Genomic DNA, 15,426 nt, shown 5'->3' with positions numbered 1-15,426 from the left:
TCGGTCGCTGAGCAGGGAGGCCCGGCAGCCCGGCGACCGCCGGAGCACTTTTGCTCGTCGCCGTGGTCCACCTACCGACCCATGGAGGTCCGCACGTTCCCGGCGCTCTCCGAGGACGACGAGCCGTTCGTCGACCGGCTCGGGGCCGGGCTCGGCGACCGGCCGGCCCGCGTCCTCGCCTACCTCCTTCTCCGGGGCGAACTCGACGACGTCGGCGACGAGCCCGCCACGCTGCTCAGCGTCCGGGTCGGCACGGACCTGAGCCGGAGCGCCGCCACCGACGCGCTCTCGGCGCTCGAGGACCGCGGCCTCGTGACCGCGACGACCGTGCGGGACGAGACCCGGGGGCGCCCGCCCCAGGCCTGGGAGGTGCCGTACGGCCCGTCGGCCGCGCCCGGCCGGGTGTACGACCGCCACGCCGACCGGCTGCTCGACCGGGCGCGGACCGCGTTCGACGTCGGCAGTCCGGCCGACGATGACGCCGCCCCGAATGACACCGCTACCAGCGACGCCGCCGACGCCGACCGCGAGCTCGCGGTCGGGCTGAACTGGACGCCGAACGGGCTCCACCTCCCGCTGTTCGCGGCCGCGGGCCGCGGCGAGTACGCCGACCGCGGACTGTCGGTCGAGTTCGCCGAGCACCGGGGCTCGTCGGCCTCGCTCGCGGCGGTGGCGTCGGGCGACGCCGACGTGGGCGTGGCCGGCGCGGTGTCGCTGGTCGAGGCCCGCCGGCGGGGCGAGCCGGTCGTCCCGCTCGCGCTGCTGTTCCAGCGGGCGATGACGGTGCTCTACGCCGAGCGCGACCGGTTCGAGGGCGGCCTGGAGAGCGTCGAGCAGCTGCGCGGCCGGCGGGTCGGGACGCCCGTCGAGTCGGAGGCGGGGCTGCTGGGCCGGCTCTTCCTCGCCCAGTCGGGCGTGCTCTCGGACGTCGAGCTCGTGGACGTCGCCGGGGAGGAGCTGGCCGCGCTCCGGTCGGGCGAGGCCGACGCGGTCACGGGGTCGTTCTCCGACCCGCGGGAGCTCCGCGAGCGGGGCGTCCGGACCGACTCGCTGCGGGTCGCCGACCAGTTCCCCATCTGCGGCCCCTCGCTGGTCGCGACCGAGGAGACGCTGCGGGAGCGACGGGACCTGCTCGCTGAGTTCCTCGCCGCGACCGCGGCGGGGTGGGCCGCCGCCACCCGGCGGCCGTACGAGGTGTCGACCGGTAGCGGGACCATCCTCGGGGACGACGAGCGCCGGACCTTCGAGCTCGCGGTCGCGGAGTTCGGCGTCAACGACGCGGTCCGCGAGCACGGCTGGGGGTGGCAGGACCGCGAGACCTGGGACCGGCTCGAGACCGCGCTGTCGGTGGCGGACCTCGACGCCGGCGGGTAGCCCGGTAGGTGCCGCGAGCGCTGGTAGACTTATCCGCGTGGCCGCCGAACGGCGTGTCCATGTCACAGGAGTCGCACGGCGAGTACGGGAGCTACGTCGGGGGCACGGAGCGGCCGGTCGAGGACGGGGTCGCGGTGCTGAACCCGTCGACGAACGACCCCGTCGCCACCGCAGCCGAGGGCGGTCGGGAGGGCATCGACGCGGCGCTCTCCGCGGCTGAGGACGCGCTGCCGGAGTGGCGGGCGACGGACCCGGGCGAGCGCGGCGACCTGCTGCGCGACGTCGCCGACGCCATCAGGGACAGCGCCGACGACCTCGCCGAACTGGGGACCGCCGAGACCGGCCGGCCCCTGCGCGAGTCCCGGCTGTTCGTCCGGAACGGGGCGGAGTACCTCGACTACTACGCCGGGCTGACCGACAAGATCGAGGGCGAGTCGGTCCCCCTCGGCGAGGGGGACCTCGACTACACCCGGCGCGAACCGCTGGGGATCACCGGCCAGATACTCCCGTGGAACGCGCCCGCGCTGCTCTCGCTCCGGGGCATCGCGCCGGCGCTGGCCTGCGGGAACGCGGTCGTCGCCAAGCCCGCGCCGGAGGCGCCGCTGGTCGCCACCGAGATCGCCCGCATCGCCGGCGAGGCCGGCCTCCCCGACGGCGTCTGGAACGTCGTCCCCGGCGACGGCGCGACGACCGGCGCGGCGCTGACCGGGTCCGACCGGGTCGACAAGGTCGTGTTCACGGGGTCGGTCGAGACCGCCAGGACCGTCATGAAGTCCGCCGCGGACCACCTGACCCCGGTCGGCCTGGAGACCGGCGGGAAGAGCCCGAGCCTGGTCTTCCCGGACGCCGACCTCGACGCGGCGGTCGAGGACACCCTGGGCGTGTTCACGATGGCCGGGCAGGTCTGCTTCGCGACGACCCGCGTCTTCGTCCACGAGGACGTCTACGACGAGTTCGCCGAGCGCGTCGCGGCCGCGACCGAAGAGCTGACCGTCGGGCCTGGCACCGAGAACCCGGACGTCGGCCCGCTCATCACTCGCGAGGCCCGCGACCGGGTCGCCGAGTACGTGTCGGAGGCGGTCGACGACGGGCCGGGTCGAGTCCTGGCGGGCGGCGAGATACCCCGGGAGGAGGGCAACTTCTACGCGCCGACCGTCGTCGAGGACGTGCCCGACGACGCGCCGCTGTCGTGCGACGAGGTGTTCGGCCCGGTGTTCACGCTGTACGAGTTTTCCGACGATGACGAGGCCGTCAGGCGGGCCAACGACACGCGCTACGGGCTGTACGCCGCGGTCTGGACCCGGGACGTCTCGCGCGCCCACCGGGTCGCCCGCCGGCTCGACGCCGGCAGCGTCTCCGTCAACGAGTTCCCGGTGACGGCGCCGCAGGCGCCGTTCGGCGGCTACAAGGAGTCGGGCATCGGCCGCGAGAAGGGCACGCAGGCGGTCCGGGAGTACACCCAGACGAAGAACGTCGCGATCTCGCTGGACGAGTAGGTCGGCGGTCCGGTCGGACGCCGGAGGCCGATCGCCTCACCGGGGTTCGGCGGTCTCGGGCGCCTGCTTCTCGACCGTGATCTCGACGTCCGCCGGGTCGATGCCGATGCGCGCGAACTGGGTGCGGATGTGCTCGCGGGCCGCCTCGGTGGCCTGCTCGCGGGTGTCGAACCCGCGGGGCATCGGCGACTCGAAGGCGACGTTGACCTCCTCGCCGTCGACCTTCTGGACCGTCCCGCCGCTCTCGACCTGGTAGAACTCGTCGCAGACCCAGACGTAGGGAGCGTCCTCGTCGGGCGCACCCTTGAACCGCGGCGCGCGCTCACCCCGCTCGTACAGCGTGCCGGTCAGCGTCGTCCCCCCCGCTTCGCCACGGATGAGTAGCATGAATGGCACGTACGTCGCGGGGAGGTAAAAGGGGCGCGCCCGTCAGCCCAGGGCGGGTTCGACCGTCGCCCAGAGGTCCGCGAGCGCGTCGTCGGTCCCGACGCCGACGTAACAGCCGTCCCGCGACCGCGAGGCGACGCCGGCCTCGTCGGCGAACAGTTCGCCGGTCCACTGCTCCTCCTCGTCGGCGCGGAACGTCACCATCCCGTCGACGAGGCCGCGGGCCAGCAGTCCCCAGTGGACGCAGGGCGACCAGCTGTCGACGACGCGCTTGCACCGGTCTTCGAGGCGATCACGGATCGCCTTCGAGGTCGCCAGCACGTCGTCTTCCAGTTTCACGTCGTGCCCGATGACGAACCCCACAGTCGCGCTGTCGAGGTCGCGGTCGCTCCCGGCGGTCACGCGCTCGCCGTCGTACCGGACGCCCTCGCCGCGGCGCGCGACGTAGCAGTCGTCGAGCATCGGGACGTAGACGGCCGCGAGGACGGGGTCGCCCCGCTCCAGCACCGCGACCGAGGTGGCGAACGACGGCATGCCGACCGCGAAGTTGTTGGTCCCGTCGAGCGGGTCGACGACCCACCGGTAGGGCGAGTCGGCGTCGCCGGGGTGGTCGCCCGACTCCTCGGCGTAGACCCGGTGGTCGGGGAACGACGGGAGTATCACGTCGAGCATCCGGCGCTCGGACTCGCGGTCGGCCGCGGCCTTCACGTCGCGGGCCGTGAACTCGCCGTCGCGGTCGCCGGCCCGGAACGCCTCCCTGAGGTACGCGCCGCCGTCGCGGCAGGCCCGGACCGCGGCGTTCTCCATCGCGTCGAGGTCGGACATGCGGGAGTCGTCTCCCCGCGGTGACAAGAGTCCGTCGGAGCGCCCGGAGGAAAAGTGACAAGGGGGTGCCTCGCAATGGGCGGAACGATGACCGACCTCGGCGACTTCAGCACCTCCGGCGGAGACGACTCGGGCGGCTCCGGGTCCGACTCCGCGACCGGCGAGTTCGACGCGGACGGCTCCGGGTCGGAGTCCTCCGACTTCGACGCGGACACGTCCGACGGCGCCACCGCGGACCTCGGCGACGTGGGCGACTTCGAGACCGGGACGACGGGCTCCGGGACGCGGGGCGACGACCGCTTCGACGCGATGGCGACCGACCCCGCGGGTTCGGACCGCGGCATCGGCATCCTGTCGGCGGCCGAGGGGCTCCGCATCGGCGAGGCCGAGGACGAGACCCACCTCCAGGCGTACGTCACCGCCGACAACCGCGAGGAAGTGCGGGTCGGCAAGTACCTGCTCGTGGGCTACCCCGACGGCGAGAAGCTGTTCTGCCGGGTCTGCGCCCTGGAGTACCGCCAGGAGTACCGGGTCGACGACGCGACCGAGATCCACTCGAAGCGCGCGATGCGCCGCGACGACATCGAGGAGACCGACTACAAGCTCATGGCCGACCTCGAGCCGGTGGCGGTCCTGTACGAGGACGGCGGGGAACTGAAGCGCCGGATGACCGACCGGGTTCCCAAGCCCAAGTCGGTGGTCCGGGAGGCCAGCGACAAGCCCGAGATCAAGACCGGGCTCAAGATGCCCGCCGACGGCGTGTTCCTCGGCCACCTCTCGGTCGGCGGGGAGAAGGTCCGGACCGCCGCGCAGCCGCCGACCATCGACTACCGGCTCAAGGACGACTACACCGACGGCGACCCCCTGGTCTTCCGGCACACCCTCGTCGCGGGCGGCACCGGCTCCGGGAAGACCCACGGCGCGAAGAACATCCTCCGGCAGTTCCTGGCCGACGAGCGCCGGTACGAGATGGCGGACGGCGCGGCCCGCCGGGCCGCGGTGGTCCAGTTCGACCCCCAGGACGAGTACGCCCAGATGCACGACGACAACCCCGACGTGACCCGCGAGGACGAGCGCCGGTGGGAGGCCGAGGGCGTCGCCCACGGCGGCCACGACGAGACCAAGGCGTTCGTCCCGAAGGTCGGCGAGGGCGGGTACGCCGCCGACCACCACCGCGCCGAGCAGGTGGCGTTCACCATCCCGTTCTCGATGGTCCGGTCGCGGCCGTGGCTCATCGCGGGCGCGAGCCTCAACGACAACCAGTACAACGCCCTGGAGTACCTCCTCCGGCGGTTCTTCTCGGAGTACGAGACCACGACGTACGCCCAGTTCCTCGACTTCGTGGACGACCCGGCGCTGCGCGAGGAGCTCGACGAGAGCGGTCGGGTCCACGAGGCCACCTTCGACGCGGTCCGGCGCAAGACCGACAACTGGGCGTTCCGCCAGGTGTTCGACCGGGACGCCCGGCCCATCACCGACCAGATCAAGCAGTTCGTCAAGCCCGGCCAGCTCAGCGTGGTCCCGACCTACCACCTCAACAACTCGCGGGCGACCGAGGTCGTGGTGCTGGCGCTGTCGAGCCTGCTGGTCGACGAGAAGCTGTCGAACTCGCCCCACTACCCCCGCATCAAGGAGACGCCGCTGGTGGTCGGGATGGACGAGGCCCACAACTTCCTGACCGACGCCGAGAGCGTCCAGGCCCGGAAGGTCATCGGGAAGTTCACCGAGGCCGCCAAGCAGGGCCGCAAGGAGCGGCTCGGCCTGTTCCTCATCACCCAGGACCCCCAGGACATCGCCGAGCCCGTGTTCAAGCAGGTCAACACCACGGTCGTCCTCAACCTGGGCGACGAGGACGCCATCAAGAGCGTCAACATCCCCGCGGAGCTGGAGGGGAAGGTGCCCTACATGGAGAAGGGACAGATGGTGGTCTACTCGCCCGACAACTCCGAGCCGGTCGAGATCGTCGGCCTCTCGAAGTGCGTGACGAAGCACGGCCGGGAGTAGCCCCGAAGCCCTCTCGCGTCCGGCGGGGTCGTCCCCCGACCGGACGCGCCCCGAACTGTCGCGACCCGGAGTTCTCACTCGCCGGGAATTGCCTGAATGCTTAAACGATTACCCGCCGTAGCTTCGGGTATGACCAAGAAAGTCCTCGTCCCCATCGACGGGTCGACCCAGTCCGACGACGCGCTCGAACACGCCCTCGAGGAGTTCGGCGACGACGACATCACGGTGTTCCACGTCATCGACCCGGTCGACGCGGGGTACAGCTCGCCGGTCGCCATCCCCGGCGGGTCCGAGGAGTGGTACGAGAGCGCCAAGGAGGAGGGCGAGGCGCTGTTCGAGGAGGCCCAGGACGTCGCCGACGAGTACGGCGTCACCCTCGACTCGGCCACCGAACTCGGCCGGCCCGCCCGGACCATCGTGGAGTTCGCCGACGACGAGGGGTTCGACCACATCGTGATGGGGAGCCACGGCCGCGAGGGCGTCTCGCGCATCCTGCTGGGCAGCGTCGCCGAGACGGTGGTCCGGCGCGCGACGATGCCGGTGACGGTAGTACGCTGAACAGGCGAGTCCACGGGGCGCGCGTGTTTCCTCCCTCGGTCGAGTACAAGCAATTCTACCGCGAGCGAACGAGCGAAGCGAGTGAGCGGGCGGCTCTTTTTGGTCCAGAATTTTGCGCCTCGGGTGTCCTCGCTCGCTTCGCTCGCTGCGGGCACCACTCGGCGCAAAAAGGTGGGAGCCGACACCCGACGAAGAAGAAAGGTCGCTTCAGAAGATATTCGCCTGCCGGTAGACGCTGATGCCGTCGTTGGTGATGGCGTAGGGCTTGATCTCCCGGGAGTGGTTGGCGTCCCGGATCTTCTGGATCTCGACCGCCAGCCGCGTCTCGCGGAAGTCGTCGCTCGACCGGATGTACCGCAGGACGAACACCGCGTCGACCAGGTACTCGATGATGCCGTGCCGGGAGGCGTAGGCGTTGTCCTCGCTGGCCTCGCTAGTGAGCATCGTCGTCACGCCGGCGTCCTTCAGGCTCCGGGTGAAGTCGTACACCTCGTTGCGGCGGGTCGCCTGGTCGTCGTACATCATCTCCAGCAGCGACACCGAGTCCAGCACCAGCCGGGTCGCGCCGAAGTCCTCGACCAGCCGGGGCAGGTCGTTGCGGATGGAGGTGAGGCTGTTGGCCATCTCGATGGGATCGAGGTCGATGACCGCGAGGCTGCCCTCGTCCTCGTACGCCTCGAAGTCCCACCCCTTCTCGCCGGCGGTGTTGAGGATGCGGTCGTGGCTCTCCTCTAAGGTGATGAACACCGCGCTCTCGCCGGCCGCCAGCGCCTCGTGGAGGAACTGGAGCCCGAAGGTGGTCTTGCCGGTTCCGGCCGACCCGACCGTGGTGATGAGCGACCGCTCCGGGACCCCGCCCTGGATCATGTCGTCCAGGCCGTCGATGCCGAGGTCGATGCGGGGGATGTCGGACTCGAACTCCTCGTCGTCGAACGCCTCGTCCTCGAACGGTTCGCCGCCGCCGAACCCCTCGCCGGCGTCCATGCCGAAGCCGCCTCCGCTCCCGGAGCCGAACCCGCCGCCCGCGCTCTCGCCGCCGGGGCCGGCCCCCGGAGCCCCGCCGCCGGGCGCGTTCTCGAACGCGGTGGCGAAGTCCTCCTCGAAGAGGTCGTCCCCGCCGTCCGCGTCGTCGGGGTCGTACGGGTCGGCGTCCGCGAAGCCGCCCGACGGAGCGTCCCGTCCCGGATCGTCGGCCGATCCGAAGCCGGCGTCCGACGATTCGGAGCCCGAGTCGCCCGCTCCGAAGTCCTCGGCCTCGTCGTCGCCGAACGGCGCTCCGCCCGGCTCCGGGGCGTCCGCGAGGCCGTCGGACTCCCCCGCCCCCGTGGTCGCGTCGCCGTCGAACGCACCGCCGGCCGAGTCGGCGTCGTCGGCGAATCCCGAATCCGCGCCGTCGGGGTCGCTCGACCCCTCTGCGCCGTTCTCGTCCGGACCGTTCTCGTCCGCGTCGTCCTCGCGGAGCGCGCGCTCGAACCAGTCGTCGTCCTCGGTCACGGCGGCCACCTCCGCGGCGGTCGAGCGCGGGACATACCGGCCACGTCGGACCGACCGCATTTGAATGTTTCTCGCCGCCGCGTCGGCGGACTTTTGACGGGCGGGCGAGAATAGCCGACGATGAGAGTCGGCATCGTCGCCCAGAAGGGCAACTCGCGGGCGTCCGTGCTGGCGGGCCGGATCCGCGACACCCTGCCCGAGGAGGTGGAGGTTCGACTGGACGCCGCGACCGCCGAGCGGCTCGACCGCGAGGGCTACCCCGTCGAGGAGATGGACGCCTGCGACCTGGTGGTCTCGATCGGCGGCGACGGCACGTTCCTCTTCGCGGCCCGGGGCGCCGGTCCGACGCCGATCCTGGGCGTTAACCTCGGCGAGGTCGGCTTCCTCAACGGGGTCGCGCCCGACGACGCCGTCGAGACGGTCGAGGCCGTGGTCGCCGGCTCCCGCGAGACCGACACCATCCCGTCCCGCGAGGTGCCCCGGCTCCGGGCGACCGGCGATGGCGACTGGTCGGTCCACCCCGCGCTCAACGAGATCGTCGTCCAGGGGCCCCAGCGCGGCCACGGCCAGGGGCTCGACTACGCGGTCCGTGTCGACGACCGCATCTTCACCGCGGGGAGCGGCGACGGCGTGCTGGTGTCGACCGCGACCGGGAGCACCGCCTACAACCTGAGCGAGGGCGGCCCGCTGGTCCACCCGGACGTCGACGCCTTCGTGATCACCGAGATGTGCGCCGCCGAGTCGATGCCCCCGCTGGTCGTGCCGGGCGACAGCGAGGTCGAGATCCGGGCCGAGGGCCCGGCGTACGGCTACGTCAGCAGCGACAGCACGCGCGAGCGGTTCGAGATGCCCGAGTCGGTCACGATACGGGCCGACCCGGAGCCCACCCGCATCGCCGAGCCGTCCAGCGACTTCTTCCAGGCGCTCGGGAAGCTGGAGTGAGCGGGTCGGCCGCACCTCGGTTCGCGATTCTGCCGAAAGGGAAAGCCCTAATCCCGCGGGTTCGCTACGCTCGGGTAATGGAAGAGCAACTGCCGGACGTGCAAGCCTCCGAACCCGACGTGACCGTGGGGCTCAACCGCGTCGGCGTCACCGGCGTCACCAAGCTGGTCAAACTCGCCCGGCCCGACAAGCGGCCCATCGTGCTGACCGCCGAGTTCGAGGTGCTGGTCGACCTGCCGGGCTGGCGGAAGGGCGCCGACATGAGCCGCAACATGGAGGTCGTCGACGAGATCCTCGAGGACGCCGTGAGCGAGCCGACCTACTCGGTCGAGGACCTCTGCGGCGAGGTGGCCCAGCGGCTACTCGGCAAGCACGACTACACCTCGAAGGCCGAGGTCCGGATGGAGGCCGAGTACATGGTGAAGGACCGCACCCCCGAGAGCGACCGGCCGACCCAGGCCACCGCCGACATCGTCGCCAGCGCGACCGCGACCGAGGACGGCGTCCGCCAGGAGATCGGCGCCCGCGTCACGGGCATGACGGTCTGCCCCTGCTCGCAGGGGATGATGAGCCAGACCGCCCGCGAGAAGCTCGAGGACCTCGGCGTCGGCGACGAGGAGGTCAAGGAGTTCCTCCAGGAGGTCCCGCAGGCGGGCCACTCCCAGCGGGGCCACGCCACCCTCACCATCGAGAGCGACGGCGCGCCCGAGGCCGACCTCCGGGACATCATCGAGGTCGCCCGCGACTCGATGAGCGCCCGCATCTACAACCTCGCCAAGCGCCCCGACGAGGACCACATGACCTTCGAGGCCCACGCCAACGCCAAGTTCGTCGAGGACTGCGTGCGCGACATGGCCGAGGGCGTCCTCAGTGAGTTCCCCGACCTCCCGGACGAGGCCGTGGTGACGATGAAGCAGAGCAACGACGAGTCGATCCACCAGCACAACGCCCACGCCGAGCGCGTCGCCGAGATGGGGACGCTCCGCGAGGAACTGGCCGACGACTGACGAGGACTGTCGGGCTCTCACTCCACACTTCTGACCTCCGCGAACCGAGCGACGGCTGCCCTGCTATCGCCGGGACGGACGCGAGACACCGAACTCCGTACTCTGTCGGCGGTAGCGGAAAGGCGGCGTCACAGCCGACGAGCTCGGCCAGTCATGTAATCCAGTCGCCATCTTTATGGCCCGTGGTGTAAAACATCCTTTACGGAAGGTGTCCTTTACGTCCGGGCGCCGACCGCCGTCCAACCCATGACATCGAGATCGTTTCCGCGGCTCCGTCGCCTGTGTAACGCGCTCCCGAAGACGAAGTACGACCGGCAGTTCGAATCGCTGTCGGCCCTCCAGCAACTGCTCGCGTTCGCCGTGACGACCGCCGTCGTGCTCGCGGTTCCCCCGCTGGTCGTCGACGCGCCGGAGGCGCGAATCACGGTGGCCGTCTCGCTCGCAATCGGTGTTCTCTACAGCCTTTCGAGCCTGCTCGCCCGGTACAACCGAAGGTAACGCGACCGACCGAGAGGTCGACCGGTGCCGGAACCAACCGGACCATCAGTATTGAATTGCCTGCTGGACCGACCGTGCCCCTTCCTCCCACACACTCATACGCGTCGACGCCCTACCTGAATCGAGTGAAACGCCAATGAGTGTCACTGGTCTCTGCCAGATCTGCGAGCAGAACGAAGCCGAGCACTCGTGTCCCAACTGCGGGACCCTGGCCTGCGAGGAGCACTGGGACGAGGCGACCGGTCTCTGCGCGAAGTGCGCCGCCGCGGTCGACCGCGGCGGCCGCGACGGGGGGACGGTCCGGCCCGAGGACCTCGACGACGACGAAGTGATGCGGTTCTGAGGACGGTCACCAGTCCCTCCCGGGACCAGGTCAGCGGTGCCTGTTCAGCTGCTGCTTCAGCCGTTTCGCCGACTGGCGGGCCGCGGCGGCGTAGTCGTCCTGTCCGCGCCGCCGCCCGCGGCCGGCGGTCTCGCCGGCGTAGAGTACCTCCCGCGAGGCCGCGACGAGCCCCACCCCTTCGCTCGGGCCGTGTTCGGGCGCAGCGTGGGCCGCCACCTCCGGGTCGTTCCGGGCGCCGCCGACTGTGAGAAAGGGAAGTTCGGGCGCACGTTCCCGGAGTGTCTCGACCGTCGCGGCGTCACCGCCGACGAGCAGGCCCACGTCCGCCGCGGCGCCCTCGGCCCAGGAGGCCGCGATGCCGGCCGCGCCCTCCGCTACCGTCGGTGAGTCGTCCTCGTCGTCGGCGTCGCCGTCTCCCGTCTGGTCCTCGGGCTCGGTCGACTTCGCTCCGACCGCGACCGGCGCGTCGGTCCCCTCGGCGAGTTCGCGGTCCTGGAGGTCCGCCGCGCCGGCGTTCGGCGTCCGGCAGGTCACGAAGACGCCCAGGTCCGAATCGAACAGGGCTCCGAGCGCGCCCCGGCCGCAGTACGGCGAGACCGTCGCGGCGTCCGCGGCGTCGAGCAGGTCGGCGTTCGGGTTCGGGACGTCGCTCCACTTCCCGTCGACGACGACCGGGACGCCCTTGCCGCGGGCGTAGGCGACGGTCTCGGCCAGCGCGACCCACCCGTCCGCGTCGGCGTAGAACGCGGGGTTCACCGCGTAGGCCGCGGCGTGCTCGTGCGTCGCGTCGACGACGCGCCGGTTGAACGCCCGCCGCGGGTAGTCGAACTCCCGGCAGTCGTCGGGGAGGCGGGCGCGGTCGGGGTTCAGGCCGACCGCGAGGACGCCGCCCGTCGTCCGGATCCGCTCGCGCAGGCGGTCGAAGAACGTCATACCCGGGATTGCGACGGGTCGGTCAAGGCTCTTGCTGTCCGTCGATTACCCCGCGTTCCGCGGCCGGTCCGGCTGCGACGGTCCCGGGCCTCCCGTCGGACTCGCTCGGACGACCCGCGGACCCGAGCCCCGCTCCCGCAGGTATCAAGGGGTCGTCCCGCCAACACCGACCCGTGACCGTCTCAGCCGTCGTCTTCGACTTCGATTACACGCTGACCGTCCCCGACCGCCCGCGCCAGGAGGTGCTCGACGAGGCCACCGACGCGGTCGGCGCGCCACGGATGAGCCGGGAGGCGTACCTCGAGGCCCACTCCCGGCACCTCGACAGCGACACCCGGGTTCCCATCTTCGCCGAACTCCTGCCGGCGGACAGCGACGTCGACCCGGCGGCCCTGGCCGACGCCTACCGCGAGAAGGTCGCCGACTCGCTCCGGTCGGTCGAGGGCGTGGCCGGTCTGCTCGCGGACCTCCGCGAGGAGTACGCGCTCGGCCTGCTCACGAACGGGCCGGCCGACGCCCAGCAGAGCAAGCTCGACCGGTTCGACTGGGTCGACGAGTTCGACGTGGTCGTCATCACCGGCCACCTCGAGGCCGGCAAGCCCGACGAGCGCGCGTTCCGGGCGGTCCTCGACGAGCTCGGCGTCGAGCCCGGCGAGGCCGTGTACGTCGGCGACGACCCCGAGGCGGACGTCGAGGGCGCGAAGAAGGCCGGGATGCGCGCGGTGCAGGTCCTCTACCCGGACGGCCCGGAGCCGCACCCGGACGCCGACGCCCACGTCGACCGCGACGCGCTGGCGACGGAGCTCCCGGACGTCGTTCGCCAGCTGTAGGTAGCGGTGTCTCTCGGCGACTATAGCACTGCGACGAGGACGTCGGTCGCGCGCTTGACCTCCGCGCCGTCCTCGACGAACACCAGCGTCTGCGGGGGCCGGACCGCCTTCGGTCGCACGCGAAGGTCCGCCTCTTCGGCGGCCTCCGCCGCGGCGTCGACCGCCTCGCGGAACTCGATTCGGGCGCGGTCATCCTGGACGTAGACCGCCGCGAGGATTTCGGTATCGTCCGCGTCGCCGTCCGTTCTGCCGATTTCGTACGCGAGTTCGCCGTCGGCCGACGGCTCCACGTCCGGGTCGGCGTTGACGACGTCGAGGGCGTCGAGTCCGGAGTCCTCGCGGCCCGACACCTCCGAGGAGAGCAGCTGGGCGATGCGCTTGCCGTCGGTGGTTCGCTCCTCGACCATGGGTGAAGAATCGCGGCGGGGCCGAATCAGCCTTCGGCTTTCGGTCGCTCGGGTTCCTCCGAAAAGCCGAGATTGACTGTCCAGTCCCTCCGGATGCGCTCGGTGCCAATACTACCTGTCTGGGTGGACTGAAAGGGGCCGGCCGGTCGCGTTCACGTGGTCGCTTGCACGACCCCTATCTGCGCCGGGCGGTGCGGAGAGGCGCAGATATGTCGTGCAACGACCGCGACCGGCCGGGTGCTTTCGAGACCAAAATCGCTCGTGTTCCGGTACAGAATCTCGCTCTCTCCCCTAGTCGGCTTTCAGTTCCTCGCGGGCCTCGGCGGCCTCGCGGGCGACGTCCACGCCCCGCCGCCGGGCGTACACCACCGCGGCGGCCTCGATGGTCACGCCGAGGCGGTTCTGGAGGTCGTTGATCTCGGCCACCGCGGTCTGCTTCTCGGTCCCGGCCGAGACCACCTTGTCCAGCAGCCTCTCGAAGGTCGACTGCTCCTGGAGGATGGACTCGTCGGGGACGAACCCCTCGGGGATCTCGATCTCGCTCGGGTCGAACTCGGTCACGACCTCGTCGTCCTCGCGGGCGAGCAGCCCCTGCCCGCTGGCCACGTCGATGAGGCGCTCGGCCTGGTCGGGCGAGAACCAGTCGCGGTCGAGCGACAGCGCGACCACGAACTCGCTCTCGGCCATCGACTCCGTGCCCTTCTGCTGGAACGGGGCGGCGACCGCACTCCGGAGACTCATCTCGGTATGAGTGGTGACGGAGTGGCGCGTAAAGGTGGCGGTTCTTGGACGGGGATATTCTGTCGGCAACTCCGGGATTGTCGGTGACAGAAACGTGGTAGCGATGTCCTCGAAAGCCCCCGCCCGCTCGCGGTCGCTCCGCGGGATATTTCCGCGCTCTCCGCACCGCCCGCGCGGAAATAGTGGCCCGCGGAGGTGACTAAACTCCACGCGACCGGGCGGCCCCTTTCAGTCCGCCCGGACGCGGGTGACCGTCGACCAGTCGCTACCGGTGGTCCGGTCGGCCAGCGCGTTCTCGGTGGAATGGTCAGTCGAGGCGACTCGTGCGTTCGCGGAGTACGGCGAAAGCTTGGGGTTTAACCCCCCTTCGGCGCTACGGAGGCGTATGCAGACCCACATCGTCCCGGTCGGGTTCGACTACGACCGGCTCATCGCGCCGCTGGTGCGCGACCAGCTGGACGTCGACCGCGTCATCCTGCTGGAGGGCGCGGTCGGCAGCGAGGCCAACGTCGAGTACTCCCGGAACCTCTCGCAGAAGCTGGAGCAGGACTTCCGGAACCTGCTGGGGGCGACCACCGAGCGCGTCGTGGTCGAGGACGTGTACGACTACGACGCCGCGTTCGAGCAGGCCTACCACCTCATCAACGACGAACTCGACGCGGGCCGGGAGGTCTGGGTCAACATCTCGGCGATGCCCCGGACCGTCAGCTTCGCCTTCGCGACGGCGGCCCACTCGGTGATGGTCGAGCGCGAGGAGGACCGCGAGAGCATCCACACCTACTACACCGCCCCGGAGAAGTACCTCGAGACCGAGCTCGCCGAGGAGCTCCGCCGGCAGGTCGACCTGCTGGCGGACCTCCGGGAGGCCGTCGAAGACGGCGACTCCGACGACGGGCCGTCGGCCGCGCAGGCCCACGGCGACCGCATCGCCGAGCGCCTCGACAGCGCCCGGGAGCTGCTCTCGGAGTTCGACGAGCGGGGCACCACCATCGGGGCGAAGCGGGTCGGCGACGGCCACATCGCCGAGATTCCGGTCGCCTCGTTCTCGAACGTCAAGCCCTTCGAGGAGGTCATCCTGTTCAAGCTCGGCGAGGAGGGCGAGTTCGAGTCGGTCTCGGAGCTGGCGGAGGCGCTGGCCAGCGAACTCGACGAGGAGTACACCGATAGCTTCCGGTCGAAGGTCATCTACAACGTCGACCGGCTCGGGCCGGGCGGGAAGGGGTACATCGAGCAGGAGGAGCACGGCAAGTCCTATCGGACGCGGCTGTCGCGCATCGGGGAGCTGTGGGTCCGCTCCCACGCGAACGGGGAGCCGCCTCGCGGCTCCGAATAGCGAGCGGTGTCTTCCTGAGCGGAGCGAAGGAAGGCTCGAAAGACGAGTAAAGCGAGTCTTTCGGCGAAACCGCGAGCGCGGCGAGGCCGGAACGTAGTGGCGGCCTCGTGAGGTGAGCGGGGAGGGTCGACCCGCGAACGGGGAGCCCCGAACGGAGTGAGCGTCTCCGAGTGTCGAACGGCGACGCCGTGAGGCGGCGAGCCGTCCCGCGGCTCGGATGGCGAGCGGTGACCGGACAGCGAGGAGGTCTCGCG

16 protein-coding genes are annotated in these 15,426 nt (G+C 70.9%); 10 read left to right on the top strand and 6 right to left on the bottom strand.

All coding sequences use genetic code 11. From position 1 onward, the window contains the following. Window positions 1-81: 81 nt before the first annotated feature. Together ACQUQF_RS04020 and ACQUQF_RS04015 are read left to right on the top strand one after the other, a co-directional pair. Window positions 82-1,374 (top strand): ABC transporter substrate-binding protein, encoded by a 1,293-nt coding sequence (locus ACQUQF_RS04020; protein WP_435175948.1) that lies wholly within the window; start codon window positions 82-84, stop codon window positions 1,372-1,374. 59 nt (window positions 1,375-1,433) lie between these two features. Next, entirely contained in the window at window positions 1,434-2,870 is a 1,437-nt protein-coding gene (locus tag ACQUQF_RS04015) for an aldehyde dehydrogenase family protein (RefSeq protein ID WP_435175946.1), read from the top strand. A 36-nt stretch (window positions 2,871-2,906) separates the two neighbouring features. Here the strand turns inward: ACQUQF_RS04015 and ACQUQF_RS04010 are convergent, their stop codons facing one another. Both ACQUQF_RS04010 and ACQUQF_RS04005 read right to left on the bottom strand, forming a co-directional pair. Continuing rightward, on the bottom strand, window positions 2,907-3,257 hold the full coding sequence (locus tag ACQUQF_RS04010) for a DUF7113 family protein (RefSeq protein ID WP_435175944.1): 351 nt from the start codon (window positions 3,255-3,257) through the stop codon (window positions 2,907-2,909). A 42-nt stretch (window positions 3,258-3,299) separates the two neighbouring features. Next, the gene (locus tag ACQUQF_RS04005) at window positions 3,300-4,082 is read right to left on the bottom strand and encodes an inositol monophosphatase family protein (RefSeq protein ID WP_435175942.1); all 783 of its coding nucleotides are present in this window, start codon (window positions 4,080-4,082) and stop codon (window positions 3,300-3,302) included. An 87-nt stretch (window positions 4,083-4,169) separates the two neighbouring features. Between ACQUQF_RS04005 and ACQUQF_RS04000 the strand changes: the two genes are divergently transcribed. After that, window positions 4,170-6,086: an ATP-binding protein gene (locus ACQUQF_RS04000; protein ID WP_435177595.1), complete on the top strand. Its 1,917-nt coding sequence runs from the start codon at window positions 4,170-4,172 to the stop codon at window positions 6,084-6,086. A gap of 129 nt (window positions 6,087-6,215) precedes the next feature. Beyond that, window positions 6,216-6,644 (top strand): universal stress protein, encoded by a 429-nt coding sequence (locus ACQUQF_RS03995; protein WP_435175940.1) that lies wholly within the window; start codon window positions 6,216-6,218, stop codon window positions 6,642-6,644. A gap of 207 nt (window positions 6,645-6,851) precedes the next feature. Here ACQUQF_RS03995 and ACQUQF_RS03990 read toward each other — a convergent pair whose 3' ends face one another. Then, complete coding sequence (locus ACQUQF_RS03990) at window positions 6,852-8,138, bottom strand: KaiC domain-containing protein (RefSeq protein ID WP_435175938.1); 1,287 nt, start codon at window positions 8,136-8,138, stop codon at window positions 6,852-6,854. Window positions 8,139-8,258: 120 nt separating this feature from the next. Here ACQUQF_RS03990 and ACQUQF_RS03985 point away from each other — a divergent pair, with 120 nt between their 5' ends. The 4 genes from ACQUQF_RS03985 to ACQUQF_RS03970 all read left to right on the top strand — a co-directional run bounded on the left by ACQUQF_RS03985 (window position 8,259) and on the right by ACQUQF_RS03970 (window position 10,928). Further along, complete coding sequence (locus tag ACQUQF_RS03985; RefSeq protein ID WP_435175937.1) at window positions 8,259-9,080, top strand: NAD(+)/NADH kinase; 822 nt, start codon at window positions 8,259-8,261, stop codon at window positions 9,078-9,080. A 77-nt stretch (window positions 9,081-9,157) separates the two neighbouring features. After that, window positions 9,158-10,087: a GTP cyclohydrolase MptA gene (gene mptA / locus ACQUQF_RS03980; protein ID WP_435175935.1), complete on the top strand. Its 930-nt coding sequence runs from the start codon at window positions 9,158-9,160 to the stop codon at window positions 10,085-10,087. A gap of 246 nt (window positions 10,088-10,333) precedes the next feature. Continuing rightward, window positions 10,334-10,585 (top strand): hypothetical protein, encoded by a 252-nt coding sequence (locus tag ACQUQF_RS03975; protein WP_435175933.1) that lies wholly within the window; start codon window positions 10,334-10,336, stop codon window positions 10,583-10,585. A 136-nt stretch (window positions 10,586-10,721) separates the two neighbouring features. Then, window positions 10,722-10,928, top strand: a complete 207-nt coding sequence (locus ACQUQF_RS03970) for a hypothetical protein (RefSeq protein ID WP_435175931.1) — start codon at window positions 10,722-10,724, stop codon at window positions 10,926-10,928. A 30-nt stretch (window positions 10,929-10,958) separates the two neighbouring features. Here ACQUQF_RS03970 and pyrF read toward each other — a convergent pair whose 3' ends face one another. Next, entirely contained in the window at window positions 10,959-11,861 is a 903-nt protein-coding gene (gene pyrF / locus ACQUQF_RS03965) for an orotidine-5'-phosphate decarboxylase (protein WP_435175929.1), read from the bottom strand. A gap of 173 nt (window positions 11,862-12,034) precedes the next feature. On the opposite strand from pyrF, the gene ACQUQF_RS03960 reads away from it, so the two are divergent. Beyond that, window positions 12,035-12,691 carry an HAD family hydrolase gene (locus ACQUQF_RS03960; RefSeq protein ID WP_435175927.1) on the top strand — a complete coding sequence of 219 codons (657 nt, stop codon included), beginning with the start codon at window positions 12,035-12,037 and terminating at the stop codon, window positions 12,689-12,691. Window positions 12,692-12,711: 20 nt separating this feature from the next. Here the strand turns inward: ACQUQF_RS03960 and ACQUQF_RS03955 are convergent, their stop codons facing one another. Together ACQUQF_RS03955 and ACQUQF_RS03950 are read right to left on the bottom strand one after the other, a co-directional pair. Then, a complete protein-coding gene (locus ACQUQF_RS03955) occupies window positions 12,712-13,098 on the bottom strand; it encodes a hypothetical protein (protein WP_435175926.1) in 387 nt (128 codons plus the stop codon). A gap of 291 nt (window positions 13,099-13,389) precedes the next feature. Next, on the bottom strand, window positions 13,390-13,839 hold the full coding sequence (locus ACQUQF_RS03950) for a DUF2240 family protein (RefSeq protein WP_435175924.1): 450 nt from the start codon (window positions 13,837-13,839) through the stop codon (window positions 13,390-13,392). 385 nt (window positions 13,840-14,224) lie between these two features. On the opposite strand from ACQUQF_RS03950, the gene ACQUQF_RS03945 reads away from it, so the two are divergent. Then, the gene (locus tag ACQUQF_RS03945) at window positions 14,225-15,172 is read left to right on the top strand and encodes an HFX_2341 family transcriptional regulator (RefSeq protein WP_435175922.1); all 948 of its coding nucleotides are present in this window, start codon (window positions 14,225-14,227) and stop codon (window positions 15,170-15,172) included. Window positions 15,173-15,426 lie beyond the last annotated feature (254 nt).

The organism is Halorussus sp. AFM4 (assembly GCF_051194995.1).
Classification (GTDB): Archaea; Halobacteriota; Halobacteria; order Halobacteriales; family Haladaptataceae; genus Halorussus.
Note: the sequence above shows the minus strand (reverse complement) of the source record. Positions and strands in the feature narration are given on the sequence as shown.

Coding starts and splice junctions, on each gene's coding strand:
- ACQUQF_RS03975 (WP_435175933.1), top strand. CDS start 10,334: ATGACATCGAGATCGTTTCCGCGGCTCCGTCGCCTGTGTAACGCGCTC.
- ACQUQF_RS03995 (WP_435175940.1), top strand. CDS start 6,216: ATGACCAAGAAAGTCCTCGTCCCCATCGACGGGTCGACCCAGTCCGAC.
- ACQUQF_RS04020 (WP_435175948.1), top strand. CDS start 82: ATGGAGGTCCGCACGTTCCCGGCGCTCTCCGAGGACGACGAGCCGTTC.
- ACQUQF_RS04000 (WP_435177595.1), top strand. CDS start 4,170: ATGACCGACCTCGGCGACTTCAGCACCTCCGGCGGAGACGACTCGGGC.
- ACQUQF_RS03955 (WP_435175926.1), bottom strand. CDS start 13,098: ATGGTCGAGGAGCGAACCACCGACGGCAAGCGCATCGCCCAGCTGCTC.
- ACQUQF_RS04015 (WP_435175946.1), top strand. CDS start 1,434: ATGTCACAGGAGTCGCACGGCGAGTACGGGAGCTACGTCGGGGGCACG.
- ACQUQF_RS03970 (WP_435175931.1), top strand. CDS start 10,722: ATGAGTGTCACTGGTCTCTGCCAGATCTGCGAGCAGAACGAAGCCGAG.
- ACQUQF_RS03945 (WP_435175922.1), top strand. CDS start 14,225: ATGCAGACCCACATCGTCCCGGTCGGGTTCGACTACGACCGGCTCATC.
- ACQUQF_RS04010 (WP_435175944.1), bottom strand. CDS start 3,257: ATGCTACTCATCCGTGGCGAAGCGGGGGGGACGACGCTGACCGGCACG.
- pyrF (WP_435175929.1), bottom strand. CDS start 11,861: ATGACGTTCTTCGACCGCCTGCGCGAGCGGATCCGGACGACGGGCGGC.
- ACQUQF_RS03950 (WP_435175924.1), bottom strand. CDS start 13,839: ATGAGTCTCCGGAGTGCGGTCGCCGCCCCGTTCCAGCAGAAGGGCACG.
- ACQUQF_RS04005 (WP_435175942.1), bottom strand. CDS start 4,082: ATGTCCGACCTCGACGCGATGGAGAACGCCGCGGTCCGGGCCTGCCGC.
- mptA (WP_435175935.1), top strand. CDS start 9,158: ATGGAAGAGCAACTGCCGGACGTGCAAGCCTCCGAACCCGACGTGACC.
- ACQUQF_RS03985 (WP_435175937.1), top strand. CDS start 8,259: ATGAGAGTCGGCATCGTCGCCCAGAAGGGCAACTCGCGGGCGTCCGTG.